General features: G+C 71.4%; 26 protein-coding genes and 1 tRNA gene. 18 read left to right on the top strand and 9 right to left on the bottom strand.

Annotated elements, in window-relative coordinates:
- Positions 1-23 precede the first annotated feature (23 nt).
- A complete protein-coding gene (locus tag DEJ18_RS13985) occupies positions 24-770 on the top strand; it encodes a phosphoglyceromutase (protein ID WP_111210097.1) in 747 nt (248 codons plus the stop codon).
- A gap of 226 nt (positions 771-996) precedes the next feature.
- On the opposite strand, the gene DEJ18_RS13980 is transcribed toward DEJ18_RS13985, so the two are convergent.
- Positions 997-1,539, bottom strand: a complete 543-nt coding sequence (locus DEJ18_RS13980; RefSeq protein ID WP_111210098.1) for a P-loop nucleotide/nucleoside kinase family protein — start codon at positions 1,537-1,539, stop codon at positions 997-999.
- 193 nt (positions 1,540-1,732) lie between these two features.
- Positions 1,733-2,404, bottom strand: coding sequence for a phosphate signaling complex protein PhoU (gene phoU, locus DEJ18_RS13975; protein ID WP_111079863.1), 672 nt, complete (start codon positions 2,402-2,404; stop codon positions 1,733-1,735).
- Positions 2,405-2,550: 146 nt separating this feature from the next.
- Between phoU and DEJ18_RS13970 the strand changes: the two genes are divergently transcribed.
- A complete protein-coding gene (locus DEJ18_RS13970) occupies positions 2,551-3,717 on the top strand; it encodes a sensor histidine kinase (protein WP_111079862.1) in 1,167 nt (388 codons plus the stop codon).
- A complete protein-coding gene (locus DEJ18_RS13965; protein ID WP_111079861.1) occupies positions 3,714-4,394 on the top strand; it encodes a response regulator in 681 nt (226 codons plus the stop codon). The genes DEJ18_RS13970 and DEJ18_RS13965 overlap by 4 nt, the downstream gene beginning before the upstream one ends.
- Positions 4,395-4,519: 125 nt before the next feature.
- On the opposite strand, the gene DEJ18_RS13960 is transcribed toward DEJ18_RS13965, so the two are convergent.
- Positions 4,520-5,107, bottom strand: a complete 588-nt coding sequence (locus tag DEJ18_RS13960; RefSeq protein WP_146241518.1) for a hypothetical protein — start codon at positions 5,105-5,107, stop codon at positions 4,520-4,522.
- A gap of 188 nt (positions 5,108-5,295) precedes the next feature.
- Between DEJ18_RS13960 and DEJ18_RS13955 the strand changes: the two genes are divergently transcribed.
- From DEJ18_RS13955 to rlmB, 4 genes are all read left to right on the top strand, one after another.
- Positions 5,296-5,778, top strand: a complete 483-nt coding sequence (locus tag DEJ18_RS13955) for a CarD family transcriptional regulator (RefSeq protein ID WP_017888066.1) — start codon at positions 5,296-5,298, stop codon at positions 5,776-5,778.
- Between the two features lie 7 nt (positions 5,779-5,785).
- The gene (ispF, locus tag DEJ18_RS13950; RefSeq protein ID WP_181434157.1) at positions 5,786-7,105 is read left to right on the top strand and encodes a 2-C-methyl-D-erythritol 2,4-cyclodiphosphate synthase; all 1,320 of its coding nucleotides are present in this window, start codon (positions 5,786-5,788) and stop codon (positions 7,103-7,105) included.
- 171 nt (positions 7,106-7,276) lie between these two features.
- A complete protein-coding gene (cysS, locus tag DEJ18_RS13945) occupies positions 7,277-8,686 on the top strand; it encodes a cysteine--tRNA ligase (RefSeq protein WP_111210099.1) in 1,410 nt (469 codons plus the stop codon).
- Positions 8,687-8,714: 28 nt separating this feature from the next.
- A complete protein-coding gene (gene rlmB / locus DEJ18_RS13940; RefSeq protein WP_111210100.1) occupies positions 8,715-9,734 on the top strand; it encodes a 23S rRNA (guanosine(2251)-2'-O)-methyltransferase RlmB in 1,020 nt (339 codons plus the stop codon).
- 251 nt (positions 9,735-9,985) lie between these two features.
- Here rlmB and DEJ18_RS13935 read toward each other — a convergent pair whose 3' ends face one another.
- Together DEJ18_RS13935 and DEJ18_RS13930 are read right to left on the bottom strand one after the other, a co-directional pair.
- Positions 9,986-11,278, bottom strand: a complete 1,293-nt coding sequence (locus tag DEJ18_RS13935) for a DUF4032 domain-containing protein (RefSeq protein WP_111079857.1) — start codon at positions 11,276-11,278, stop codon at positions 9,986-9,988.
- Positions 11,279-11,482: 204 nt separating this feature from the next.
- Positions 11,483-12,583, bottom strand: a complete 1,101-nt coding sequence (locus tag DEJ18_RS13930; protein ID WP_111210101.1) for an ABC transporter ATP-binding protein — start codon at positions 12,581-12,583, stop codon at positions 11,483-11,485.
- Positions 12,584-12,845: 262 nt separating this feature from the next.
- Here DEJ18_RS13930 and DEJ18_RS13925 point away from each other — a divergent pair, with 262 nt between their 5' ends.
- A complete protein-coding gene (locus DEJ18_RS13925; RefSeq protein WP_111079855.1) occupies positions 12,846-13,760 on the top strand; it encodes a DsbA family protein in 915 nt (304 codons plus the stop codon).
- A gap of 78 nt (positions 13,761-13,838) precedes the next feature.
- Here the strand turns inward: DEJ18_RS13925 and ypfJ are convergent, their stop codons facing one another.
- Both ypfJ and DEJ18_RS13915 read right to left on the bottom strand, forming a co-directional pair.
- A complete protein-coding gene (gene ypfJ, locus DEJ18_RS13920) occupies positions 13,839-14,735 on the bottom strand; it encodes a KPN_02809 family neutral zinc metallopeptidase (protein ID WP_111210102.1) in 897 nt (298 codons plus the stop codon).
- 147 nt (positions 14,736-14,882) lie between these two features.
- A complete protein-coding gene (locus DEJ18_RS13915) occupies positions 14,883-15,647 on the bottom strand; it encodes an NAD(P)H-hydrate epimerase (RefSeq protein ID WP_111210103.1) in 765 nt (254 codons plus the stop codon).
- A 34-nt stretch (positions 15,648-15,681) separates the two neighbouring features.
- Between DEJ18_RS13915 and DEJ18_RS13910 the strand changes: the two genes are divergently transcribed.
- The 3 genes from DEJ18_RS13910 to DEJ18_RS13900 all read left to right on the top strand — a co-directional run bounded on the left by DEJ18_RS13910 (position 15,682) and on the right by DEJ18_RS13900 (position 19,091).
- Positions 15,682-16,467 (top strand): alpha/beta fold hydrolase, encoded by a 786-nt coding sequence (locus tag DEJ18_RS13910; RefSeq protein ID WP_111210104.1) that lies wholly within the window; start codon positions 15,682-15,684, stop codon positions 16,465-16,467.
- 177 nt (positions 16,468-16,644) lie between these two features.
- Positions 16,645-17,676 (top strand): aldo/keto reductase, encoded by a 1,032-nt coding sequence (locus DEJ18_RS13905; protein ID WP_111079851.1) that lies wholly within the window; start codon positions 16,645-16,647, stop codon positions 17,674-17,676.
- Between the two features lie 80 nt (positions 17,677-17,756).
- Complete coding sequence (locus tag DEJ18_RS13900) at positions 17,757-19,091, top strand: hypothetical protein (RefSeq protein WP_146241519.1); 1,335 nt, start codon at positions 17,757-17,759, stop codon at positions 19,089-19,091.
- A 75-nt stretch (positions 19,092-19,166) separates the two neighbouring features.
- On the opposite strand, the gene DEJ18_RS13895 is transcribed toward DEJ18_RS13900, so the two are convergent.
- Together DEJ18_RS13895 and msrB are read right to left on the bottom strand one after the other, a co-directional pair.
- A tRNA-Thr gene (locus tag DEJ18_RS13895) sits at positions 19,167-19,239 on the bottom strand.
- Positions 19,240-19,312: 73 nt separating this feature from the next.
- Positions 19,313-19,714 carry a peptide-methionine (R)-S-oxide reductase MsrB gene (gene msrB / locus DEJ18_RS13890; RefSeq protein ID WP_111079850.1) on the bottom strand — a complete coding sequence of 134 codons (402 nt, stop codon included), beginning with the start codon at positions 19,712-19,714 and terminating at the stop codon, positions 19,313-19,315.
- Between the two features lie 73 nt (positions 19,715-19,787).
- On the opposite strand from msrB, the gene DEJ18_RS13885 reads away from it, so the two are divergent.
- From DEJ18_RS13885 to DEJ18_RS13855, 7 genes are all read left to right on the top strand, one after another.
- Complete coding sequence (locus tag DEJ18_RS13885; RefSeq protein WP_111210106.1) at positions 19,788-20,264, top strand: GNAT family N-acetyltransferase; 477 nt, start codon at positions 19,788-19,790, stop codon at positions 20,262-20,264.
- Positions 20,264-21,307, top strand: a complete 1,044-nt coding sequence (locus DEJ18_RS13880; RefSeq protein WP_111210107.1) for a DUF2332 family protein — start codon at positions 20,264-20,266, stop codon at positions 21,305-21,307. The genes DEJ18_RS13885 and DEJ18_RS13880 overlap by 1 nt, the downstream gene beginning before the upstream one ends.
- Before the next feature lie 123 nt (positions 21,308-21,430).
- Complete coding sequence (locus DEJ18_RS13875; RefSeq protein WP_111210108.1) at positions 21,431-21,730, top strand: DUF3263 domain-containing protein; 300 nt, start codon at positions 21,431-21,433, stop codon at positions 21,728-21,730.
- Positions 21,727-22,323 carry a LytR C-terminal domain-containing protein gene (locus DEJ18_RS13870; protein WP_111210109.1) on the top strand — a complete coding sequence of 199 codons (597 nt, stop codon included), beginning with the start codon at positions 21,727-21,729 and terminating at the stop codon, positions 22,321-22,323. Before DEJ18_RS13875 ends, DEJ18_RS13870 begins: the two co-directional genes overlap by 4 nt.
- A gap of 268 nt (positions 22,324-22,591) precedes the next feature.
- The gene (locus DEJ18_RS13865; RefSeq protein WP_022903461.1) at positions 22,592-22,795 is read left to right on the top strand and encodes a cold-shock protein; all 204 of its coding nucleotides are present in this window, start codon (positions 22,592-22,594) and stop codon (positions 22,793-22,795) included.
- Between the two features lie 214 nt (positions 22,796-23,009).
- Positions 23,010-24,632, top strand: coding sequence for a chaperonin GroEL (gene groL / locus DEJ18_RS13860; protein WP_111079845.1), 1,623 nt, complete (start codon positions 23,010-23,012; stop codon positions 24,630-24,632).
- 300 nt (positions 24,633-24,932) lie between these two features.
- Complete coding sequence (locus DEJ18_RS13855) at positions 24,933-25,862, top strand: putative endonuclease domain-containing protein (RefSeq protein ID WP_146241520.1); 930 nt, start codon at positions 24,933-24,935, stop codon at positions 25,860-25,862.
- Positions 25,863-25,892: the final 30 nt, after the last annotated feature.

The raw sequence follows: 25,892 nt of genomic DNA, 5'->3' as shown, positions 1-25,892 counted from the left end.
GTCGTGCTCGGTAGACTCGGCCCATGACCTCCACGCTCGTCCTGCTCCGTCACGGCAACAGTGACTGGAACCAGAAGAACCTGTTCACCGGTTGGGTCGACGTCCGGCTCTCCGAGCTGGGCGAGAAGGAGGCGAAGCGCGCCGGCGAACTCATCGCCGAATCCGGCATCGTCCCGGACGTCCTGTACACGTCGTTGCTGACCCGCGCGATCCAGACCGCGGACATCGCCCTGCTCGAGGCCGATCTCGCCTGGCTGCCGGTGAAGCGCGACTGGCGCCTCAACGAGCGCCACTACGGCGACCTGCAGGGCAAGGACAAGGCCCAGACGCTCGAGCAGTACGGCGAGCAGCAGTTCATGGAGTGGCGCCGCTCGTTCGACGTCCCGCCGCCCCCCATCGCGGACGACGCCGAGTGGTCGCAGGCCGGTGACCGCCGCTACGCCGAACTCGGCGACCAGCTGCCCCGGACGGAGTCCCTCAAGCTCGTCATCGACCGTCTGCTGCCGTACTGGGAGTCGGACATCACGAAGGACCTCGGCGCGGGCAAGACCGTCCTGGTCACGGCGCACGGCAACTCGCTGCGCGCGCTCGTGAAGCACCTCGACGGCATCTCCGACGACGACATCGCCGGGCTCAACATCCCGACGGGCATCCCGCTCGTGTACGAACTCGACGACGACCACCGCCCGACGAAGCCCGCGTACTACCTCGACCCGGAGGCCGCCGCAGCGGGTGCTGCGGCCGTCGCCGCGCAGGGCGCCAAGAAGTAGGACCACCCGGGGCGACGCAGGTCGCATCCGGTCTGGAGGCCCGTCCCGGCTGGGGCGGGCCTCCTCGCGTCCGGCCATCCGAGGGTCCGGCCATCCGAGTGTCCGGCGGTCCGGGGTGTGTGGATCGGGCGACGGGGCGGTCCGAGTGCCGGGCGGTCGGCCGGCCGGGCGGTCCGCGGGCCGGGCGGTCCGGCGTCGGGCGGTCCGGCGTCGGCTCAGGGCTGCGTCAGGCGAAGTGCGCGGCGATCTCCTGGACGAGCACGCCCACGTCGTAGGGCCGGGCGGTGTCGACCCGGACGACGGGCGTCACCCCGACCGGCCCGACCGCGACGCCGTGCTCGTCCCAGAAGGCGAGCACCGAGGCGAGGTCACCGTGCACGTCGTGGCGCACCGGCAGCGTGCCGGGGTCGTAGCGGTCGCGGAGCCGCTCCTCGGCCGTGGCCCGGTCGACGTCGCACCACACCTCGACGGCGCGTGGCGACCCTGCGGTGGTGAGCCCGGCCTCCAGGAAGGCACGGTCACGGGACGGCAGCCAGACGGCGTCGACGACGACGCCGTTCTCGACCGCGCCGGCCATCGACCACATCGTGTCCATCGCGACGCCGCCGAGCGTGCGCGGGTCGATCATCGGTCCGGCGATGTCGGCCAGGGGCTCCTTGATGCGGTCCTTCGACAGGAAGGGGCAGCCGAGCACCTCGGCGAGGGCGGCCCCCACCGTGCTCTTGCCGGAACCGGGCATGCCGTTGATGATGATCGCGACCTGGGCCATGCCCCGATCCTCCCAGGTCTCCGATCACAGCACACCGCCGAGACAGCAGGACGCCGCCGACCCCGCGGGACGCCGCGGGATGCGGCGGCGTCTCGCCGGTTCGGCGGCGTGTCAGGCAGCCGGGGCTGTCAGGCAGCCGGGCTGTCAGGCAGCCGGGCTGTCAGGCAGCCGGGCTGTCAGGCAGCCGGAGTCGTCAGGCCGGGGAGGTCGTGACGTTCGCAGCGCCGGCCCAGTCGCCGGTCGCCAGGTACTCGACCTTCTTCGCGATCGAGACCGCGTGGTCGGCGAACCGCTCGTGGTAGCGGGAGGCCAGGGTGGCGTCGACCGTGTCGACCGGCCCGCCCTTCCACGCCTCACCGAGCACGAAGTCGAAGACGCTGGCGTGCAGCTCGTCGACGGCGTCGTCCTCGTCGCGGATCTCGGCGGCGAGGGCGATGTCCTCGGTGGCGAGCAGACGCGTGAGCTTCTGCGCCATCTGCACGTCGTGGGCGCCCATCTGCTTGAACGTGCCACGGAGGCCCTTCGGCACGACCTTCTCCGGGAAGCGCTGGCGGGCGAGTTGCGCGATGTGCTCGGCCATGTCACCCATCCGCTCGAGCGACGAGCTCACGCGGAGGGCGGTGACCACGACACGGAGGTCGCGCGCCACGGGGGCCTGGCGGGCCAGGATGTCGATGGCGATCTCGTCGAGGCTCGACGCCGCGGCGTCGATCTTGGCGTCGTCGGCGATGACCTCTTCGGCGAGGGCGACGTCCGACTCGCTGAACGCCTCGGTGGCTCGGGTGATCGCGGACTCGACGAGCCCCGCGATCTCGGTCAGACGCTCTTGGACGTCCTGGAGCTCCTGCTGGAACACTTCGCGCATGGGGGAGAACCTCTCTCTGCGTACCGGACGAGTGTCGTCAGCCCAGGTGAACGATCGGTGACCTGCGGCTGAACGGTTCGCGATCCGGCCTCTGGAGAGGGGTGAACGGCGTCCGAACCGCGTGTGACCACTCCTACACTGGCGGCATGGACAACGCGTGGCTCGTGCCACTGTCGATGCTCCTCGGCGGTGTGTTCGGCGCGGGCGTCGTGGTGCTGATCATCACCGCCGAGCGCACGGCCCGGGCTGCCGACGTGGCGGAACGGAGCCTCCCCGACGGTGTCGCGGCCGTGATCGCCACCATGCACAACCCCGCCGTCGTCGTCGACCCGTCGAACACCGTGGTCGCCGCGTCGCCGCAGGCACTCGCGGTCGGACTGGTGGTCCGGCGGAAGCTCGTGCACGCCGAACTCGCAGAACTCGTCGACCAGGTCCGGCGCAGCGGAGAGATGGGGTCGGAGGACCTCGAACTCCCGCGCGGCGGTCGGGGCGAGGTCATCGGCTACCTGAGCTTCCGAGCGGCGCAGCTCGGCAACCGGTACGTGCTCGTGACGGCGGACGACCTGACCGAGAGCCGCCGGATCGACGAGGTCCGACGGGACTTCGTGGCGAACATCTCCCACGAACTGAAGACCCCGATCGGGGCGATCGGGCTGCTCTCCGAGACCCTGGTGCTCGCGGCCGACGACCCCGCCCACGTGCGGAAGTTCGCGGCGCAGCTCGTCTCCGAGTCGGAGCGGCTCGGCGCGCTCACCAAGGACATCATCGAGCTGTCCCGTCTGCAGTCCGTCGACGCGCTCGAGGCCAGCGAGGAGACGGCGATCGACAAGGTCGTCCAGGCCGCGATCGACGGCAACGAGGTCGTCGCCCGCGCCCGGAACATCGAACTCGTGCGTGCGAAGCGGTCGAAGCTGCGGGTCATCGGCGACCCGGGCCTGCTCCAGGTGGCGGTGTCGAACCTCATCGCGAACGCGGTCAAGTACTCCCCGGACAACACGCGCGTCGGCGTCGGCGTGCGCCGCGTGAAGGGGTTCGTGGAGATCGCCGTGACCGACCAGGGTGTCGGCATCCCGCAGTCCGACCTCGACCGCGTGTTCGAACGGTTCTACCGCGTCGACCCGGCCCGGTCCCGCGCGACCGGCGGGACCGGCCTGGGTCTCGCGATCGTGAAGCACATCGTCAGCAACCACGGCGGAGACGTCCGTGTCTGGTCCCAGCCCGGCAAGGGGTCGACCTTCACGATCCGTCTCCCCGAAGCAGATCCCGAACTGACCACAGCACTCGAAGAGCAACTGGAAGAGCAGCCATCGTGACCAAGATCCTCATCGTCGACGACGAGCCGGCCCTGAGCGAACCCCTGGAGTTCCTGCTGCAGCGCGAGGGGTACGACACCTCCGTCGCTGCCGACGGCGTCACCGCGCTGTCGAAGTTCGACGCGGAGAACCCCGACCTCGTCCTGCTGGACCTCATGCTGCCGGGCCTGTCCGGCACCGAGGTGTGCCGGCAGATCCGCACCCGGTCGAACGTGCCGATCATCATGCTCACCGCGAAGGACTCGGAGGTGGACATCGTCGTCGGGCTCGAACTCGGCGCCGACGACTACGTCACGAAGCCGTACTCGACACGCGAACTCCTGGCCCGGATCCGTGCGGTCCTCCGTCGCCGCACCGAGGACGACCCGGGCGACATCGGCATCCTGCAGGTCGGCGGCATCCGGATGGACGTCGAACGCCACACCGTGAGCGTCGACGGGTCCGAGACCCCGATGCCCCTGAAGGAGTTCGAGCTCCTCGAACTCCTGCTCCGCAACGCCGGTCGCGTGCTCACCCGCGGGCAGCTCATCGACCGCGTCTGGGGGTCGGACTACTTCGGTGACACGAAGACGCTCGACGTGCACATCAAGCGCATCCGGTCGAAGATCGAGCGCGTGCCGAGCACCCCGGAGGTCCTCGTGACGGTCCGCGGGCTCGGGTACCGCATCGAGGCGTAGCGCCGGGGCGGACGGAGCGACCTGGTCCCGTCCGCCGGATCCGGACAGACAGGAGGCCCGGGCCGGTTCTGCGGAACCGACTCCGGGCCTCCTGTCCGAGCGCTGGGATCACTCCCCGCCGGGGCTCACTCCGTGCCGTTGTCGCCCTCGGACGAGTCGGTCTGCGAACCCTCCTGCGTGCCGGGGGCGTCTGCGCCGCCGGTCGGCTGCGTGCCGCTGACGGAGGGGGAGGTCTCGGTCGGCGTCGGCGTGGGGGTCGGCGCGAGGGTCTGGTACTCCTCCTGCGCGCTGGTGAGGACCGGCACGGTGGCCGAGGCGCCCTCGGCGCCCTGGTACGAGAAGTACATCTTCACGAGCGAGCCGGGCTTCGCGGTGACGTCGTCGAAGTCGACGGTGTCGTGCTCTTCGTCGTCGGCCAGGACCACGGTGGAGTTGCTCGGCACCTCGACGGTCTGGTCGGTGCCGTCGAGTTCGAGCGTGACGGTGCGGTCGTCGTTCCCCGTGTTCACCAGCGTCCCGACGAACCGGGCGTCCTCGCCGGTGTCCGTGATGAGCAGGGCGTTGCGCACGTCGATGGTGCCGGTCGACACGTCGACGCCGTCGGTGATCTGACGGATCTCCTGGGTGCGGGACGGCGACAAGAATTCGCAGCCGGTCGCGCCGAGGGCGATGGTCGCAGCGACGGCGACGGACACGAGTACCCGAGCTCGCAAGAGGTTCCTCCGGAAGTTCACGTTGGCGGACCGTACGGCCCTGGCGATCATCCTACCCAGGCCCCGGGAGGCCGGGAGGTCAGGGTCCGCGCGGTCGCGGGCTCCCCTGCAGGGGGCACGGCGGTCAGGGTCCCCTTACCCGAACAGTCCTTGTGGTAAACTGGAAGTCTGGGAACGGAGCCTGATACATGCAATTCGAGGTCGGCGAGACCGTCGTCTACCCCCATCACGGGGCGGCAACCATCTCTGAAGTCAAGACTCGCGTCATCAAGGGCGAGGAGAAGGTCTACCTGAAGCTGCGCGTCACGCAGGGTGACCTGACGATCGAGGTCCCGGCGGACAACGTCGACCTGGTCGGCGTCCGCGACGTGATCGGCAAGGAAGGCCTCGACAAGGTCTTCGAGGTCCTGCGGGCACCGTTCACCGAGGAGCCGACCAACTGGTCGCGTCGCTACAAGGCGAACCTCGAGAAGCTCGCTTCGGGGGACGTCATCAAGGTGTCCGAGGTCGTCCGCGACCTCTGGCGCCGCGACCAGGACCGCGGGCTCTCCGCGGGCGAGAAGCGGATGCTGGCCAAGGCCCGGCAGATCCTCATCTCGGAGCTGGCGCTGGCCGAGAAGACCGACGAGGACAAGGCATCGACCGTCCTCGACGAGGTCCTCGCGTCCTGATCCCCGCTTGACCACCAGCGACACCACGACGACCGCACCGGCGCAGAGCCCCGCTCTGACAGCCCGTGCGGTCGTCGTCGTCGCGGCGGGCTCCGGCACGCGGCTCGGGCTCGGCACGGCGAAGGCGTTCGTGCCCGTCGCCGGCGAGCTGATGCTCGCGCGCGCCCTGCGGACGTTGTTCACGCTGGCCGAGCCGACGATCGTCGTGGTCGTCGCGCCCGCCGACCGGGTCGACGAGTGCCGGGCGCTGGTCGCCGCCGTCGCGGGTGCTGCGGTCGCGTACACGGCCGTCGTGCCGGGAGGCGCGGATCGCCACGCCTCCGTCCAGGCGGGCCTGGCAGCGCTGCCCGACTCCGTCGCGACGGTGCTCGTGCACGACGCCGCACGCTGTCTGACGCCCGCGTCGCAGTTCGAGCGGGTGTTCGCCGCCGTCGTGGAGCACGCCGACGGCGATGCTGCGGTGGGCTCTGTGGGTGGCGACGGCGCTGACGCTGGGGCTTCCGTGGTCGGCGTCGGCGTCGGCGTCGTGCCGGCGCTGCCGGTGACCGACACGGTCAAGCGCGTCGCAGGCGACGCCGTCGTCGAGACGGTCGACCGCTCGGCGCTCGTCGGTGTGCAGACGCCGCAGGGCTTCCCGCTCGCCGGACTCCGTCGGGCGTACGCGCTCGCGGCGCAGGCCGAGACCGACGACGCCGGGGTGTTCCACGCCGCGGGCGGCACCGTGCTGACGGTCCCGGGGGACGCCGACGCCTTCAAGATCACGACCGCGTGGGACCTGGGCCGCGCCGAGGCCGTCGTCGCCGAACGCGCCGGAACCGCTGCGGGACCGGCCGCGGCTGCCGGGAGCACCGCCGCGGTCGACGTCCGCGTCGGTCTCGGGATCGACGTGCACGCCTTCGATCCGGCGGTCCCGTGCCGCGTGGGCATGCTCGACTTCCCCGGTGAGCCGGGGCTCTCCGGGCACAGCGACGGGGACGCGGTCGCGCACGCGATCTGCGACGCCCTGCTGTCGGCCGGTGGTCTCGGGGACATCGGGGGGCGCTTCGGCACGTCCGACCCGCGGTTCGCCGGAGCTGCGGGTGAGGTCTTCGTGCGGGGTGCCGTCGACCTGCTCCGCGATGCCGGACTGGTCCCCGTGCGGGTCACCGTCCAGGTCGTCGGCAACCGCCCGCGCATCGGTTCGCGACGCGTCGAGATGCAGGACGCACTCGCCACGGCGGTGGGGGCCCCGGTCGCGGTGTCCGGCACCACGACGGACGGCCTCGGTGCGACCGGACGAGGGGACGGCCTCGCGGCGATCGCCACGGCGGTCGTCCGCGCGGTCTGAGCCACCCGCCCCCGTCTCCGCGCACGGGCCGGGCGGATCGTTCGTGTACCCGCTCCCCGTCGAGGGGCCGGACGCTTCCCACCGGCCGGATGCCCTCCACAGTCCGGCCCCGCTCTCCACAGGCCGGGTCGGTCCCGGAGCGCGGCGGGCGTCTCCCTCTAGGCTTGACCCGTGACCGTTCGCCTGTACGACTCCCGCGCCGCCGACGTCGTCGACCTCGTGCCCCTGGTCGACGGTCAGGTCAGCATCTACGTCTGTGGCCCGACGGTGCAGTCGTCCCCGCACATCGGACACCTCCGCTCCGCGCTCGTCTACGACATCTGGCGTCGTTGGCTGAGCCACCGCGGGTACCGGGTCACGCTCGTGCGGAACGTCACCGACATCGACGACAAGGTGCTCGACCTGGCCGCGGGCACCGACGAGCCCTGGTGGGCGCGGGCCTACCGTGTCGAGCTCGAGTTCACCGCGGCCTACTCCGCGCTGGGCATCATGCCGCCGACCTACGAGCCCCGGGCGACCGCGAGCATCCCGCAGATGCAGGACATCATCACGCGCCTCATCGACAACGGCCACGCGTACCCGGCCGCCGACGGCAGCGGTGACGTCTACTTCGACACCGCCAGTTGGCCCGAGTACGGCGCCCTGACCCGGCAGCGCCGTGACGACATGGTCGACGCCACCGACGCCGATCCCCGTGGCAAGCGCGACGCCCGGGACTTCGCGCTGTGGAAGGGCAGCAAGCCGGGGGAACCGTCGACCGCCAGCTGGGACTCGCCGTGGGGCGCGGGTCGACCCGGGTGGCACATCGAGTGCTCCGCGATGTCGCGCCGGTACCTCGGTCCGGCGTTCGACATCCACGGCGGCGGACTCGACCTGCGCTTCCCGCACCACGAGAACGAGCTCGCCCAGTCGACCGCGGCGGGGGACCCCTTCGCCTCGTACTGGCTGCACAACGGTCTCGTCACGGTGGGCGGCCAGAAGATGTCGAAGTCGCTCGGCAACTCCATCTTCGCCGCCGACTTCCTCGCCGCCGCACGTCCGGTCGTCGTCCGCTACTTCCTCGGCGCCGCGCACTACCGGTCCACGATCGACCACCACGACGGCTCTCTGGCCGAGGCCGAGGCGGCGCTCGACCGCATCGAGGGCTTCCTCGCGCGCGCCGCCGAGCGCCTCGAGGGGGTCCGGCTGGCCGACGCCCCATCGGTCCCGCAGGGCTTCGCCGACGCCATGGACGACGACCTCGCGGTGCCCCAGGCACTGGCGGTGCTGCACGAGACCGTCCGGGCCGGCAACGCGGCGCTCGACGCCGACGATGCGGAAGCGCTCGGGGTCGCGTACCATCAGGTGGCTGCGATGGTCGAGGTGCTCGGCATCGACCCGCGTGCACCGCACTGGTCGGGTGGTGCGCACGACACCTCAGCAGCACCGCTCGCCGCCCTCGTCGAACGCCTCGTGCAGGAGCGCGCCGACGCCAGGGCCGCGCGGGACTTCGCCACGGCCGACCGCGTCCGGGACGATCTCGCAGGCGCGGGCATCACGATCGAGGACACACCGTCCGGAACACGCTGGAGCATCGCCTGAACACGGCAGTGCCGAACAGGAGAACCGCATGAAGAACGTCTCGGGGAGCAAGAAGGGCCGTCCGGGCGCCGTCCGGACCGGCCGCAAGGGCAACAAGCAGGTCGGCTCCGGTGGTCAGGGCGCCCAGGCGCTCGAGGGTCGCAAGCCGACGCCGAAGGCCGAGGACCGCCCCTACCACCCGGCCGGCAAGCGCAAGGCCGCCAAGGAACGCTTCGAAGCGGCGCGCACCCGCCGCGGCGGCAGCAGTGCCTCGGCGCCGCAGACCCGCTCCGGTGGTCGTCCGCCGGCCCGGAAGACGGACGACAGCGAGCTCGTCACCGGCCGCAACTCGGTGCTCGAGGCGCTCCGGACGAAGACCCCGTCGACGACGCTCTACATCGCCGCCCGCATCGAGGTCGACGACCGCGTCAAGGAGATCCTGGCACTCGCCAACCACCGCGGCGTGCCGATCATGGAGATCATGCGCCCCGAGCTCGACCGCATCACGGGGCACGACAGCGTCCACCAGGGCGTCGCGCTCAAGGTCCCGGCGTACGAGTACGCCCTCGCCGAGGACCTCGTCGAGCGCGCGTTCTCCCGCGACCAGGTCCCGCTGCTCGTCGCCCTCGACGGCATCACGGACCCGCGCAACCTCGGTGCGATCATCCGGTCGACCGCCGCGTTCGGCGGGCACGGCGTCATCGTGCCGCAGCGTCGCTCGGTCGGCGTCACGGCGTCGGCGTGGAAGACCTCGGCCGGTGCGGCAGCGCGGACGCCGGTCGCGATGGCGCCGAACCTGACGCAGACCCTCAAGTCGCTGAAGTCGATGGGGCTGTTCGTGCTCGGCCTCGACGGCGGTGGGGACGTCGAACTCGACGCCCTCGAGCTCGCCGACCGGCCGATCGTCATCGTCGTCGGTTCCGAGGGCAAGGGGCTGTCCCGCCTCGTCACCGACACCTGCGACGCGATCGTCTCGATCCCGATCTCCAGCGCGACCGAGTCCCTGAACGCCGGCATCGCCGCGAGCGTCACCCTGTGGGAGGTCGCGCGGCGCCGTCGCTCGGCGTAGCGAGCACCACGACACCCGGGAGGCCCGGTGCCGGTCCACGAGACCGACACCGGGCCTCCCGTCTGTCGAGGTCGAGGTCGAGGTGCCGGTTCGCCGGGGCGCGGACTCGCCCGCCCGCCCCCGCTCGTCGGGGTCGCACGACATGCCGCCCGCGTCCGTCGCGGTTCCGCGACCGGGGAACCGCGACGCGCGAGATGCGCGAATTCTGGAACCCCGTGCGGGAGTGGGGGCGGAACTCCGTCGCGGTCGCGTCAGACGGACGCGCGCCAGTCGTCGACGTCCTCGTCGTCGTCCTCGCCGTCGAGCGGCAGGGCGATCGACGACGTCGGCGGGTTGATGAGCGTCCGCTCGTCCCGCCGGTGCCGCAGCACGTCGTTGATGTAGGCGGTCGTGGCCTCGGGGAGCGAGACCGAGCGCTCCTCCTGCTGCGACATGAACCAGCGGTGTTCGAGGAGTTCGTGGAACACCTCGGCGGGCTCGAGCCGTCCGCGGAGGTCGCGCGGGATCGCCCGCACGACGGGCTCGAAGACACGGGACACCCACTCGTGGGCGACCATCTCCTCGTCGAGCTCCTCGCGGCCGTTCCGAGCCCGGTACGCGTCCAGGTCGTTGAGGAGCCGTCGGGCCTGGTTCTCCTCGGCGTCCAGACCGGTCAGGCGCAGCAGTCGACGCTGGTGGTGCCCGGCGTCGACGACCTTCGGCTGGATGCGGACCTGCGCGCCGGACTCGGCGGTGCGGATCGACAGCTCCTCGATGTCGAAGCCGAGCGCGTTGAGCCGCTCGACCCGGTCGTTGATGCGCCACCGCTCGGCGGCGTCGAACTGTTCGGTGCCGGTGAGTTCGGTCCACAGGGTGCGGTACTGGGCGACGATGCGGTTCGACACGTCCACCGGGTCGGCGTTCTCGTCGAGGCGTCCACCGGCCTCGAGGTCGAGCAGCTCGCCGGCGATGTTGACCCGGGCGACCTCGAGGTCGTTCTCACGCTGCCCGTTCGACAGCCCGCCCGGGTAGAGCTTGCCGGTCTCCGCGTCCACCAGGTACGCGGCGAAGGACCCGGCGTCGCGGCGGAAGAGCGTGTTGGAGAGCGAGACGTCCCCCCAGTAGAAGCCGATGACGTGCAGCCGCACGAGCAGGAGCGCGAGGGCGTCCACGAGACGGGTGGCCGTGTCGGGGCGCAGCGTCTGCGAGTACAGGGCTCGGTAGGGGAGCGAGAAGCGCAGGTGCCGGGTGACGAGGACCGGCTGGAGTTCCTCGCCCTCGCGGCCGATGCGGTTCGTGATCACCGCGACGGGATCGACGCACGGCACGTCCATGCGCTGCAGGGTGCGGAGCATGTCGTACTCCGAGCGCGCGAGTTCAGCGCTCGTCTCCTTGACCGCGACGACGTAGCCGCTGAGGTGCACGAAACGCACCAGGTGCCGCGAGATTCCCTTCGGCAGCGCGACGATCGTCTCGTCGGGCCAGGCGTCGAGTGGCAGGTCCCACGGCAGGTCGAGCAGACCGGGGTCCACGGTGGCGGCGGTGATGGTCATGGAGTCGGGCACGACTGGTTCCTCGGGTGCTCGGCGGTGGGTCTGCGGAACTGGGCCCCCACCGTCGGTTCCCGGGCGACGCGTCAGCGCCGTCCGGGTCGTGTCGATGGGGGAGGCGGGTCACGGGCTGTGCACGCGCCTCCCGTCCGTCAGGGGGAACAGCGGGAGCCCGCCACCCGCCTGGTGCGGCGGCTGACGGGCTCCCGGTGGTGCTGATCAGGCGCTGACGACGGCCTTGTCGTCGAGGCGATCGCCCGACTCGGCGTCGAACACGTGGACGTGGCCCTGCTTCGGGCTCACGACGATCGTGTCGCCGATGGAGGGGTGCGAGCGGCCGTCGACGCGGGCGACGATGTCGGTGCGCGTGCCGGCGACGTCGGCGTGGCCGTAGAGGTAGCCGTCGGCGCCGAGCTCCTCGACGACGTCGACCGTGACCGGCAGGCCCTCGCCCGACTGCGACACGATGATGTCCTCCGGACGGACGCCGACCGTGACCGAACCCGAGCGAGCGTTCGACAGGGTGTCGCGGTCGATCGGGTGGTTGAGCGAGCCGAAGCTGATGCCACCCTCGACCACGGAGGCCGGGAGCAGGTTCATGGCCGGCGAGCCGATGAAGCCGGCGACGAAGACGTTGTTCGGCTTCTCGTACAGGTCGCGCGGGCTGCCGACCTGCTGCAGGATGCCGTCCTTGAGGACCGCGATGCGGTCACCCATCGTCAGGGCCTCGGTCTGGTCGTGCGTGACGTAGACGGTCGTGACGCCGAGGCGACGCTGGAGCGACGCGATCTGCGTGCGGGTCTGGACGCGGAGCTTGGCGTCGAGGTTCGACAGCGGCTCGTCCATGAGGAACACCTGCGGCTGACGGACGATCGCACGGCCCATGGCGACGCGCTGACGCTGACCACCGGAGAGGGCCTTCGGCTTGCGGCCGAGGTACTGCTCGAGGTCGAGGAGCTTGGCGGCCTCCTGCACGCGGGTGGCGCGCTCCTCCTTGCCGACGCCGGCGATCTTGAGCGCGAAGCCCATGTTCTCGGCGACGGTCATGTGCGGGTACAGCGCGTAGTTCTGGAACACCATCGCGATGTCGCGGTCCTTCGGCGGGACGTCGGTGACGTCGCGGTCGCCGATGCGGATGGCACCGGAGTTGACCTCTTCGAGGCCGGCGAGCATGCGCAGGGACGTGGACTTGCCACAGCCCGAGGGGCCGACGAGGACGAGGAACTCGCCGTCGGCGACGTCCAGGTCGAGGGAGTCGACCGCGGGGCGGTTGCCTCCGGGGTACAGACGGGTTGCCTTGTCATAGGTGACGGACGCCATGAGCGTTCGGTCCTCTCCACCGGCAGGTACGTGCCGGACGATCCGTAGTGAAGCGGCGGCCCGCGAGGGCCCCGGACGGTCGCCGTCGACCGTCGCTGTTCATACAACACGAGTTCTCCGGTCCGCGCCAGTGCTTCCCTGACGGTCGCCCGGAGGTCACCTGCTGGTTGGCTGGTTCCCATCGGCCGCCACTACAATCGCCGGGTCCGTCCGCCGACCGGGGGGAGGCCGAGCGGACACCGACCAGGAGGACGACCGCACGATGACCAACCGCCCCGAAGGCGACGCCCGCGCTGAGCGGAACGCGCGTCGCGCCGCCGCGCGCGAACGAGCCCAGCGAACCCGTACCCAGCAGAAGCGCCGCCAGCGGGGTGTCCGCATCGGACTCCAGGTCGGACTGGGCGTGGTGCTCGTCGCCGCGGCCACGGTCGTCACGCTCGTGCTCGTGAACTCCTCTCGGCCGGCAGGCCCCGGACCGGACACGATGGCCGACGGCGGGATCACGATCGGCGCCGGACTCAAGGCCGTCGAGCCCGGTGCGTCCTCGGCCCCGTCACCCAGCTCGACCGACTCGGCCGACACCGTGCGGATCACCCTGTACGTCGACTACCTCTGCCCGATCTGCGGTTCGTTCGAGCAGACGAACAGCGAGTACATCGAGGGCCTCGTCGACTCCGGCGCGGCGACGCTCGACGTGCACCCCGTCGCGATCCTGTCGAACCGCTCCCAGGGCACCAAGTACTCCCTCCGCGCCGCGAACGCCGCGGCCTGCGTCGCGCAGGAGTCCCCGGACTCGTTCTTCGCCGTGAACCGTGCACTGTTCGCCGCCCAACCCGAGGAGGGCACCGCGGGTCTGACCGACGAGCAGCTCGCCGACGTCGTGACGACCGTGCCGGGTGTGCGCAAGGGTTCCACGATCGAGCAGTGCATCGACGACCAGCGGTACGGCAAGTGGGTCGACGAGCGGACCACCGCGGTGACCGGCGGCGACATCCCCGGCTCCGACCTGACGACCTTCCCGGGCACCCCGCTGGTGCTCGTGAACGGTGAGCAGTACCCGTACTCCACCGCTTCGACGAACGACGAGTTCCGGACCTTCGTCGTCAGCGCCGCGGGCAGCAGTGAGACGACACCGACGCCGACCCCGAGCGCGTCCGCGTCGCCCTCGGCCCGGTGACACCCCGGCGCCTGACGCACACGGCCTGACGCGCACCACGGCCGGGACACCTCCGCGAGGTGGCCCGGCCGTCGTCGTTCAGAGGGCCGACGCGGGCACGGTGAGCGTGTCGCAACTGGTCGCACCCTGCTCGTAGCCCCGCTCGAACCAGTCCTGCCGCTGCTCGCTCGTGCCGTGCGTGAAGGAGTCGGGGTCCACCCGTCCGGTGGCGCGCTCCTGGATGCTGTCGTCACCGACGGCGCTCGCGGCCGACAGCGCATCGGCGACCTGGGCGCGGGTGACGGGCTCGAAGAACGTCTCGCCGTTCGCCGACTTCGTGGTCGCCGCGTCCCCGACCCAGGCGCCGGCGAAGCAGTCCGCCTGCAGTTCGACACGGACGCTGTCCGACGTGGCCCCGCTGCCGCTGCGGTCGGTCTCGGCGAAGGTGCCCTCGAGTTGCTGGATGTGGTGCCCCCACTCGTGCGCGACGACGTACATCTCGGCGAGCGGCCCGCCGGACGCCCCGTACGTGGACCGCAGCTCGTCGTAGAAGTCCGTGTCGACGTACAGGGCACGGTCGGGTGGGCAGTAGAACGGCCCCGTGGACGCCGAGGCCGTCCCGCACCCGGTGTCGGTCGACCCGGTGAACTGGAAGAACTCCGGCGTGGAGTAGCTGACCCCGAGTTCGCGCGCCTCGGCCGACCAGTACGTGTCGAGGGACTCCGCGGCGCCCTCCATGCGGCAGTCGATGCTCGCGTTCGCGTCACGGCCCGTGCGGCACTCCGCCACCGGCGAGGCCTCCGCGCCGCCCTGCTGGATGGTCGTCAGGCCGCCGCCACCGCCGACGACCCCGCTGAGGTCGACGCCGGTGAACTGCGCGATGAGGAACACCACGATCACGGTGCCGATGCTCCCACCACCGATCGCCACACCGCGCCCCGGCCCGCGCCGCTTGACCTTGCCACCACTGAGCTGCGAGTCGTCGTTGAACGTCATGCGATCGAACGTACGGACGGCGCACGGCGCACGTCCGCCCCAGCGCGACCTCCGGGCGTTGCGCGGACACCGGCGTCGAGCCGACACCGCCGGACGATCCCGGTCGTGCCGATCCCGCCGTACCGACCCTGGCCCGGGCGGCGCAGGTCAGGTGCGGACCAGCGGCTCCACGGTCGCCAGGTCCGCGCCGATCCCGACGTCGACGAGCTCGATCCGCCCGGCGAGCGTCGCCGCCGGCCCGCGGAGGAGCCCCGCCTTCACCCCGCCGAACGTCACCGTGACGTCGGCGTGCAGGACGTGGTCGTCCGCGATGCCGCCGGTGTCCACGTCGATGCCGCTCGGGACGTCCACCGCCACGACGAACGGCGCCCGCTGCTCACGTGCGAGCTCCCGGAGCGCCGCCACGACCTCGCGCGCGGGGGAGCGCAGCGGCCCACCGCCACCGATCCCCAGGATCCCGTCGAGCACCAGGTCCACCTCGAGCGCCGCCTCCCGGGCCACCCGCGCCAGACGTTCGCCGACCGGTGTGGCCGCGGCACGCAGGATGTCGGCTGCGCCTGCGGTGCCGACACCCGATCCGTCCTCCTCGGGGCCGTCCAGGAGGCCCGCCCCGGCCGCCAGGGCCGCCGCCAGGCCCGCCTCGTGGACACGTGAGCCGACGCGGAGGACCGTGACGTGCCTCCCGTCAGCAGCCAGGCGCGCGCCCGCGAACAGGGCGTCCCCGCCGTTGTCACCGCTGCCGGCCAGGACGAGGACGGACCCCGGTCCGTCACCGGGACGGACCGCGGGGTCGTCGAGCAGGTCGCCGACGACCGCGGCGAGCCCGTCCGCCGCGCGCTGCATGAGCGGCTCGCCCGCCTCGAGGTGGGGGCGTTCCGCCGCCCGGATCTGGTCGCCGCCGTAGCCGTCCATGGGGCCACTGTGGTCCCACTACCCTGGACGGGACATGTCACTCGTCCCCGAAGCGCCCCGTCCCCGCGTCGTCATGTCCCCGGACGGCGTGCCGCTCGCCACCTACGACTTCGGTGCCCCCGACGCACCCGCCGTCCTCGCCGTGCACGGCTTCGCGTCCGGAGCTGTCCTCAACTGGCACGCCTCGGGGTGGACGCGGGACCTCGTGCGTGCCGGACACCGCGTGATCGCGTTCGACCAGCGCGGCCACGGCGCCAGCGGGAAGCCGCACGACCCGCGCAGCTACTCCATGGACCTGCTCGTCGACGACGTCACCGCTGTCGTCGACACCTACCTGCTGGACGACGTCACGTTCCTCGGGTACTCCCTCGGCGCCCGCGTCGGGTGGCACGCCGCCGAGCGGATGTCCGACCGGGTTTCCCGTGCGGTGCTCGGCGGCATCCCCGACGCCGACCCGATGCGCCGCGTCCGCGTCGACCAGGCGTGGGCGTACATCACGGACGGCACGCCGGTCGAGGACCGCGTCACGAACGGCTACCTCACGATGGCGGCGAACGTCGAGGGCAACGACCTCCGTGCGCTCGTGGCGATGGTCGAGGGCATGCGCGACAGCGTCGAGCCGACCCCCGCGAACGCGCCGACGCAGCCGCTGCTGCTCGCCGCCGGCAGCGAGGACGGGATCAAGGACAGCGCCGTGCGGCTCGCCGCGACCGCGCCGCACGCGACCTTCGTCGAGATCCCGGGGCGGAACCACTTCAATGCCCCGACGTCGCGGCACTTCCGCCAGGCGGCGATCGCGTTCCTGGGGGAGCGGGACTGACGCTGGCGGTCCTGACGGGGCGGGACCACGCTGTGACACCGGTTCGGTGCCCCGACGTCGAGGCACTTCCGCCAGGCGGCGATCGCGTTCCTGGGGGAGCGGGACTGACGCTGGCAGTCCTGACGGGTACTCGTGGACCCTCCCGCCGCCGAGGAGGCGCGGCGTAGCGTCCGCCGCATGGAACACAGACTCCTCGGCAACAGCGGGACAGCGGTGTCCTCGCTGACCCTCGGCACCATGACGTTCGGCAGCGAGGCCGACGAACCCACCTCCCACGCGATCATCGACGCCTTCGTGGCCGCCGGCGGCACCCTCGTCGACACGGCGGACGTGTACTCGGGCAACGAGTCCGAGCGCATCATCGGCCGATGGCTCCGCGACCACCCCACGGAGGCGCAGCAGGTCGTCCTCGCCACCAAGGGCCGCTTCCCGCAGGGCGACGGCCCGAACGACCTCGGCCTGTCACGACGACACCTCCGCGTCGCCCTCGACGCGTCGCTGGAGCGGCTCGGTGTCGACCACATCGACCTGTACCAGATGCACGCGTGGGACGCCCTGACCCCGATCGAGGAGACCCTGCGCTTCCTCGACGACGCCGTGTCCGCCGGCAAGATCGGCTCCTACGGGTTCTCGAACTACCTCGGCCACCAGGTGACGAAGGCCGTCTACGAGGCGAAGGCCCACGGCTGGGCACCGCCGGTCACCCTGCAGCCCCAGTACAACCTGCTCGTGCGCGACATCGAGCACGAGATCGTGCCCGCCTGCCTCGACGCCGGCATCGGCCTGCTCCCGTGGTCGCCGCTCGCGGGTGGGTGGCTCTCCGGCAAGTACCAGCGTGACGAGGCCCCGACCGGCTCGACCCGCCTGGGCGAGGACCCGAAGCGCGGCATGGAGGCGTGGGAGGCCCGCAACGCCGACGAGCGCACGTGGCAGGTGCTCGACGCGGTCTCGAGCGTCGCCGAAGCGCACGGGGCCTCGCGGTCCCAGGTGTCCCTCGCCTGGCTGCTCGCCCGGCCGGCGGTGACGAGCGTCATCCTCGGCGCACGGACGGTCGACCAGCTGCAGGACAACCTCGGCGCGGCCGACCTGGTGCTCGACGAGTCCGAGCTGCAGACGCTGACCGATGCCAGCGCACCCCGGGTCGACGACTACCCGTACGGCACGGCCGGTGTCGCGCAGCGCGAGCGGAAGATCGCCGGCGGACGCTGAGCCAGGGCTGAGCACCGGAGCACCGAGCGACAGATCGCTCGGTGCTCCGGTCCTGTCCGAGTGGCTGCTAGCGTCCTGGGGTGCTCGAAACGACTCCCGTTCCGGTCGACTCCAGTCGTCGTCGTCGCAGCCTGCCGCACCTCGTGACGTGGATCGTCGCGGTCGTGCTCGCCGCCGCGTCGAGTCTGTGGATGTGGCACCGTCTCGGCTCGCCCACACGGGAGGTCGCCTGGGCCGAGGACTCCGGCGTCTTCCTCGACGAACGCCTGCAGCTCGGTGCGGTGCCGTCGCTGCTGCACCCCTACGAGGGCTACCTGCACCTCGTGCCACGGATCGTCGTCGACGCGGCTGTCGCCCTCTGGTCGATCGAGGACTACGCGGTGGTCGTCAGCGCCCTGTCGTGCTGCGTGATCGGCCTGGTGGGTGGGGCCGTGTTCGTCCTGGCGCGCGACGTCGTGACCTCGGTGCCGCTCCGGGCGCTCCTCGGGGTGATCCCGGCGATCACGCCGATGGGCGTCGTCGAGATCGCCGGCAACACCGCGAACCTGCACTGGTACATGCTCTTCCTGGCGCCGTGGGTCTTCGCCTTCCGGCCGCGGTCCTGGTGGAGCAGCGCAGGCCTGGCCGCCGCAGCGCTCGCGATCACCCTGACCGAGATCCAGGCGGCTCTCTTCGTGCCGCTCTTCCTGTTCGGGCTCAGGAGCCGTCGGGGCATCCCGGTCGTCGTCGCCGCCGTGCTGGGGCTCGCCTCGCAGGGTGTCGCGACCCTCCTGGACCCGCGCCTGCGGACGCCGAGTGACGCGAGCCCACTCGACATCGCAGCCGGGTTCCTCGCGCAGCCGCTCGCAGGCTCCTGGAACGGGGACGTGCGGAGCATCGGTGTCACGATCGTGCACCACGGGTGGTGGGTCGTCATCGTGCCAGCGATCCTGGTGGTGGCGGTGCTCGTCCTCGGACTCGTGGCGCGGAGTGGCGCGAGCAGGTGGTTCATCGTCGTGCTCGGTGTCGCGCCCGCCGTCCTCTGGGTGGCCGCGCTCCGGGTGAACGCCGTGCCGAGCACGTTCACGGAGTGGAACGAGGCATCGTTCCTGCGGTTCGGCCCCTACCGGTACGCCGCCGCCGGGTCGATGTTCTTGCTCGCCGCGGTGGTCGTCGCCGCAGACGTCTGTATCGCTCGGGGGCGTGTCGTGCAGCCGGTGCTCGGATGGGTGCTCGTCGCGAGCGTCGTCGCCGCCGGCGTCCTCAACGTGCACGCCGAGACCAGACGGTCCGACGGTCCGGTCTGGTCGAAGCAGGTGCACCAGCAGCGCGCCACCGTCTGCGCCGACGACCCGGACGGGACGGTCCGGGTCGAGGCGGCGCCGGAGGCCGGGCGGTGGACGGCCGATGTGCCGTGCGCGCGGTTCGATCGCTAGCCGGGAGCGCGACCGGGGAGACCCGGAACCCGTCCAGCACCACCTGGGCTCCGCCGGATGCGACCGGGGTGTGAGGGCCGGCAGCGGGACTCGAACCCGCAACCCCCGTATTACAAGTACGGTGCGCTACCAATTGCGCCATGCCGGCTGACCCGCCCATCGTACCGGGCGGACACGACGACGGCGCCCGGGCTGGGAGCCCGGGCGCCGTCGTCGACCCGCTACTTCTCCGCCGAGAAGTTGAGCGAGATCGAGTTCATGCAGTAGCGGTCACCCGTGGGCGTCCCGAAGCCGTCCGGGAACACGTGGCCGAGGTGCGAGCCGCAGTTCGCGCAGCGGACCTCGGTGCGCGCCATGCCGAGGGAGTTGTCCTCGATGAGCTGTACCGCGTCCGGATCGACCGACTCGTAGAAGGACGGCCAGCCGCACCCGGAGTCGAACTTCGTGCCGCTCTTGAACAGCTCAGCACCACACGCCGCACACGTGTACACGCCGGCACGCTCCTCGTCGAGGAGTTCACCGGTCCACGGGCGCTCCGTACCGGCCTGGCGCAGCACGGCGTACTGGTCCGGGGAGAGCTCCTCGCGCCACTGGGCGTCGGACTTGTCGACGTTGTATGCCATGTGCGTACCTCCTGGTTCCGACCGGGACTGGTGTCCACCGGTCATCGTGCTTCACCTCGGTAAACTCCGAGGGATGTCCGAACATTCCGTCCGTCACGCCCGCTGGGAGCACCTGACGACCGACGAACTGTACGACATCGTGCGCCTGCGGAACCGGGTGTTCGCCCTCGAACAACGTGTCTCGGCCGAGGACTTCGACGGCCGCGACCGCGAGCCCGACACCGAGCACTGGTGGTCGACCACCGGCGACGGCAGCACCGTCGGGTACCTCCGCCTCGTCCGACCGGCGGACGCCGAGCCGCACCCCGAGGGCACGGACGCTCCCATCCGGGTGGTCGGTCGCGTCGCCACCCGCGCCGACCACCGTGGCCGGGGGATCGCCGGCGGACTCGTCGCCGCGGTGCTCGACCGGCACGGCCACGAACCGTTCGTCCTGCACGCCCAGCAGTACGTCGCCGCGCTCTACGAACGGCACGGCTTCGTCCGCTTCGGTGCCCCGTACGACGAGGCCGGCATCGCCCACGTCGGCATGTACCGCCCGGGGTCCTGATGGACACGCGGCAGCGCTACCGCGCCTACGCCGACCGGATCGAGGCCGTCTCACCCTCGTACGCGGCATGGGCGCGTTCCGTCGACGGGTCACTGGCCGACCTGCTCGACGCCGTGCCCGAGACCAAGCGTCAACCGGAGCTGCTGTTCGCCGTCGCACGCCGGCTCGGTGCCGACCCGGCGGACCCGGCCGCGCTGGGCGTCATCGGCCGGGAGGCCCGCCCCGCCCTGGTCGCGGCCCTCACCACCGCCACGGTGCAGGCCAACGACCCGCGCCGGCTCGCCCCCGTCGTCCCGGTGCTCGCCGCGCTCTCGGCGGCGTCGGCCCGGCCGCTCGGGTTGCTCGACGTCGGCGCGGCCGCCGGGCTCTGCTCGACCCCGGACCGGGTCACGCTCGACCACAGGGAGCGCCCCTCGGCCCGTCCCGCGCACCCCGACACGTGCGGGAGCGACGACCGCACCGGAGCGCAGGACCGGGTCGTCCGGATGCACACCGCGGTCGCCGGGCCCGCGGTGCACCTCGTCGCCGACGTCACCGGGACGCCACCCGCACCGGCGGCGGGGCCGATCCGCATCGGCGCGCGCGTCGCCCTCGACCCGAACCCGATCGACCCCAGGGCACCCGAGGCGTTCGAGCGTCTCGTCGAGGCCGTCCCGCCCGAGGCGACGGACCGGACCGCCCTGATGCGGGACGCACTGCAGGCGACGCTGGTCGAGCCTCCCGTCCGGATCCGGGGCAGCGTGCCAGACGACCTCGACCGTGCCCTGGACGCGCTGCCGGAGGACTGCAAACCCGTCGTCCTCACCACGGGGACGCTCGTGTACGTGCCCGGTGCCGGGCGGCAGCGGTTCGCGGACCGGCTGCACGAACGCGGCGTCCGCTGGGTGGCGCTCGAACGCACCGGGATCCTCGCCGGGGTCGCGGCGACCCTGCCGGACGACGTCGACCCCGCGGACCCGCATGCCTTCGCGACCCTGTCACTCGACGGCCGGGCGCTCGCGGTGTCGGACGCCTTCGGCACGCGCGTCCGGTGGTTCCCCTGAACCAGGGTGCGCGGGCCGTGCGCTGAGCGGGTTCCGCGACAGTCCAGCACCGTGCCAGGGTCGACCTGCCGTCCGCCCCTACGATGTGCGAGACCTGCAACCCGTTCGCGATCGGACCACGCTGTGCCCGCCCTCCCCGCCGACGAGCTCACCGAGCTCGCCAAGCACGTGCTCGCCTTCGAGCTCGTGCGGGCACGGCACGACCGGACGAAGGAAGCGGAGATCCGGGTCGAGTTCGACATGTCGCCAGCGCGGTACTACCAGGTGCTCAACCGCGTGATCGACTCACCGGCAGCCCTCGCGTACGACCCGCAGCTCGTCACCCGACTGCAGCGGCTCCGCCGGGCCCGGACGAGCGCACGCGCTGCCCGCAGCTTCGTCGCGCCCCCGGCCGACCACGAAGGACGTGAAGAGGAACGATGACGAGATTCGAGCGAGACCGGTTCGACGAGGTCCCGGACGGCCCCCGGGTCGGCGCGCACCGCGGTGCCGCGCGACGAGGTGGCGGGTGGGTCGTCTTCGCGTGGGCGGCGCTCGCGACCGGCGTCCTCGTCGGCATCGGGGTGCTCGTGCTCGCACTGCTCAACGGCAGCGTGCAGTTCACGGAGGGCAGCGGGGGGTCGACGCCCTCCGCGTCCGCGTCGCCGTCGGCCAGTGCCTCCCCCGGGACGGACTCCGGCGCGGGAGACGGGGCGACGCAGTCGCCCTCCGCCGCAGCGGGCGCGACCGCCGCCGACCAGGGCGCGACAACGCTCGTCGTGCTGAACGGGACCTCGACGGCGGGCCTCGCCGCGAACGCGTCGACGGAACTCGGCGGCGCCGGGTGGACCGTGACCTCGACCGGGGACGCCGGGACGACCGGGGCGACGCAGACGATCGTGTACTACCAGCAGGAGTCGCAGGCGGCCGTCGCGCAGGGCGTCGCGCAGTCCCTCGGGGTGAGTGCCGTACAGCAGTCCTCGGCGTTCCCGAACGCCGACGTCTCCGTGGTGCTCGGGTCCGACTACACGGGCTGACCGCACGGTCCGAAGGCGTCGCACACGCTCGTCGTGTTTCCGACACGTTGCGGATCGGGGTTCACTGCGTGAAATGCGTGTCACACCCCTTGCCGAAACAGCGAGGTTCGGTCAGAGTCACCATTGGTCACCCCGCGATCGCGACGACGCCTCTCCCCGAGACCCGTCCGGCGTGAAACCGGGTGAGTCGACACGCGCTCGGACCCGACGGACGCCACGTGCGATGGTGCCGTCGTTCGCAACAGCAGTACCGCAGGGAGCAAGGAACATGGCCAACGGAACCGTGAAGTGGTTCAACGCCGAGAAGGGCTTCGGCTTCATCACCGTGGATGGAGGGGGCCAGGACGTGTTCGTGCACTACTCGGCCATCGACATGAGCGGCTACAAGGTCCTCGAAGAGGGCCAGGCAGTGACGTTCGACGTCGGCACCGGGTCGAAGGGCCCGCAGGCCGAGTCGGTCCGTCCCGCCTAGTCGCCCAGAACCGCTCGCGAACGCGCCGTCCCGTCCGGGGCGGCGCGTTCGTCGTCACGGGGACCGGGTACCGAGCGGACCTGTGGACTGGGGCAGAGCCTCCCGACTGTGTTGCACTCTCGGGTGGCGAGTGCCAGAATCGGGCTTGGCACTCGGCCAGGCTGAGTGCCAGAACGACCCCGATGACGACGTCCGGGAGGGACGAAGAACTCACATGGCAAAGATCATTGCTTTCAACGAAGAGGCCCGACGCGGCCTCGAGCGCGGCCTCAACCAGCTGGCCGACGCCGTGAAGGTGACGCTCGGCCCGCGCGGCCGCAACGTCGTCCTCGAGAAGAAGTGGGGCGCCCCCACGATCACGAACGACGGTGTCTCCATCGCCAAGGAGATCGAGCTCGACGACCCGTACGAGAAGATCGGTGCGGAGCTCGTCAAGGAGGTCGCCAAGAAGACCGACGACGTCGCCGGTGACGGCACGACCACCGCGACCGTCCTCGCCCAGGCCCTCGTCCGTGAAGGCCTCCGCAACGTCGCCGCCGGTGCCGACCCCGTGTCGCTCAAGCGCGGCATCGAGAAGGCCGTCGCCGCCGTCTCCGACCAGCTCCTCGCCGACGCGAAGGAGATCGAGACCAAGGACCAGATCGCTGCCACCGCGTCGATCTCGGCCGCTGACCCGACCATCGGCGCACTCATCGCCGAGGCCATCGACAAGGTCGGCAAGGAAGGTGTCGTCACCGTCGAGGAGTCGAACACCTTCGGCACCGAGCTCGAGCTCACCGAGGGCATGCGCTTCGACAAGGGCTACCTGTCGCAGTACTTCGTGACCGACCCCGAGCGCCAGGAAGCCGTCTTCGAGGACGCGTACATCCTGATCGTCAACTCGAAGATCTCGAACATCAAGGACCTCCTGCCGGTCGTCGACAAGGTGATCCAGGCGGGCAAGCAGCTCCTGATCATCGCCGAGGACGTCGACGGCGAGGCCCTGGCCACGCTCGTCGTGAACAAGATCCGCGGCATCTTCAAGTCCGTCGCCGTCAAGGCCCCGGGCTTCGGCGACCGCCGCAAGGCCATGCTCCAGGACATCGCGATCCTCACCGGCGGCCAGGTCATCTCGGAAGAGGTCGGCCTCAAGCTCGAGAACGCGACGCTCGACCTCCTCGGTCGTGCCCGCAAGGTCGTCATCACCAAGGACGAGACCACGATCGTCGAGGGTGCCGGCGACGCCGAGCAGATCGCCGGCCGCGTCCGTCAGATCCGCGCCGAGATCGAGGCGACCGACTCCGACTACGACCGCGAGAAGCTCCAGGAGCGCCTCGCCAAGCTCGCCGGTGGCGTTGCCGTCATCAAGGCGGGTGCCGCGACCGAGGTCGAGCTCAAGGAGCGCAAGCACCGCATCGAGGACGCCGTCCGCAACGCGAAGGCAGCCGTCGAAGAGGGCATCGTCGCCGGTGGTGGCGTCGCCCTCATCCAGGCCGGCAAGGTCGCGCTCGACGGTCTCTCGCTCGAGGGTGACGAGGCCACGGGTGCGAACATCGTCCGTGTCGCCATCGACGCGCCGCTCAAGCAGATCGCGCTGAACGCCGGTCTCGAGCCGGGTGTCGTCGCCGCTCGTGTCCGCGAGCTCGAGGCCGGCCACGGCCTCAACGCTGCGACGGGTGAGTACGTCGACCTCATCGCCGCGGGCATCATCGACCCGGCCAAGGTCACGCGCTCGGCGCTGCAGAACGCCGCGTCGATCGCCGGTCTGTTCCTCACGACCGAGGCCGTCGTCGCCGACAAGCCGGAGAAGACCCCGGCCATGCCGGCCGGCGACCCGACGGGTGGCATGGACTTCTAGTCCGTCCTGCTGGCAAGGGCCCTCGCACGCTGCGCGTGCGGGGGCCCTTCCGCGTGCGGGGGCCTCCGCGTGGGGGGGGCCTCCGAGGTTCCGTAATTCGCGCATCTCGCGCGCCGGGATCGCAGAATTGCGGAACCGCGACGAACGCAGACGGCACGTCGTGGAACCGGCGGTGTCGCGCAGGCGCCGGAGGATTCCGTCGCGTTCACTCCGTCGCACAGGAGGCCCGGCTCGCCTCCGTCTCCACAAGCGCGATCCACGTCGTGTCCACGCCGGTCCTCGTCGACGAGGCTCACGGCCATGAGCAGACCAGCCGAACTTCCCGTGCCCGACGACGGTCCGTTCCGCGTGCGGGACGCGGTGGCCGCTGGCGCGACCCGCACACGGCTCAGTCGGACGGACCTGGAAGCGCCCATCCACGGGGTCCGCGCTCCCTCCGGCCTCGGTGTGTCCAGGGTCGAGGCGCTCGCACTGGTGCTCCGCGACGACCAGTTCTTCAGCCATGGCACTGCGGCACTGTTCTGGGGAGCGCCGGTGTCAGGCCACTTCGGAGGCGAGGCGGTCCACGTCACGTCCGTCGGAGTCGCTCCGGTCATGCGACGCCCGCACGTCGTCCCACATCGCGTCCGGGACCCGACCGTCGACGTGCGGTACCGGAACGGGTTCCGGCTCAGTGCGCCGGCGCGCTCGTGGTACGAGTGTGCCGGGTCGTCGAGCCTCGAGGACCTCGTCGTGCTCGGCGACTACTTCCTCGGTCCTGCGGATCTGGCGACGCTCGACGGACTGCGAGCGGCGATCCCGCCCAGGGGACGACACGTGCGCCGGGCGCGAGCCGCGCTGGCGCGGGTCCGGGCAGGATCGGAGTCACCGATGGAGAGCAGGATGCGTGTCCGGGTCGTCGACGCGGGGTTCCCGGAGCCGGAGGTGAACCACGACGTCTTCGACGCGTCGGGCACGTTCCTGGGGCGGGCGGACATGGCATGGCCGGACCTCCGGATCGCCCTCGAGTACGACGGCGACCACCACCGTGAACAGCAGACCTTCCGACATGATCGACGGCGATCGAACGGCTTCGTCGTGAACGACTGGATCGTCGTGCACGCGACTGCGGTCGACGCGGACCGTCCCGCAGTGCTGTTCGAGCGTCTTCGACAGGCGTTCGAGCAACGGCGCGTCGAACGGGCGGCAGGTCCGACGCGGCGGTTCCGCGACGCGCCGCGTGAGTACTGACGAGGTTCCACGATCGGCGCATCTCGACCG

The organism is Curtobacterium sp. MCSS17_015, from assembly GCF_003234265.2.
GTDB lineage: Bacteria > Actinomycetota > Actinomycetes > Actinomycetales > Microbacteriaceae > Curtobacterium.
Note: the sequence above shows the minus strand (reverse complement) of the source record. Positions and strands in the feature narration are given on the sequence as shown.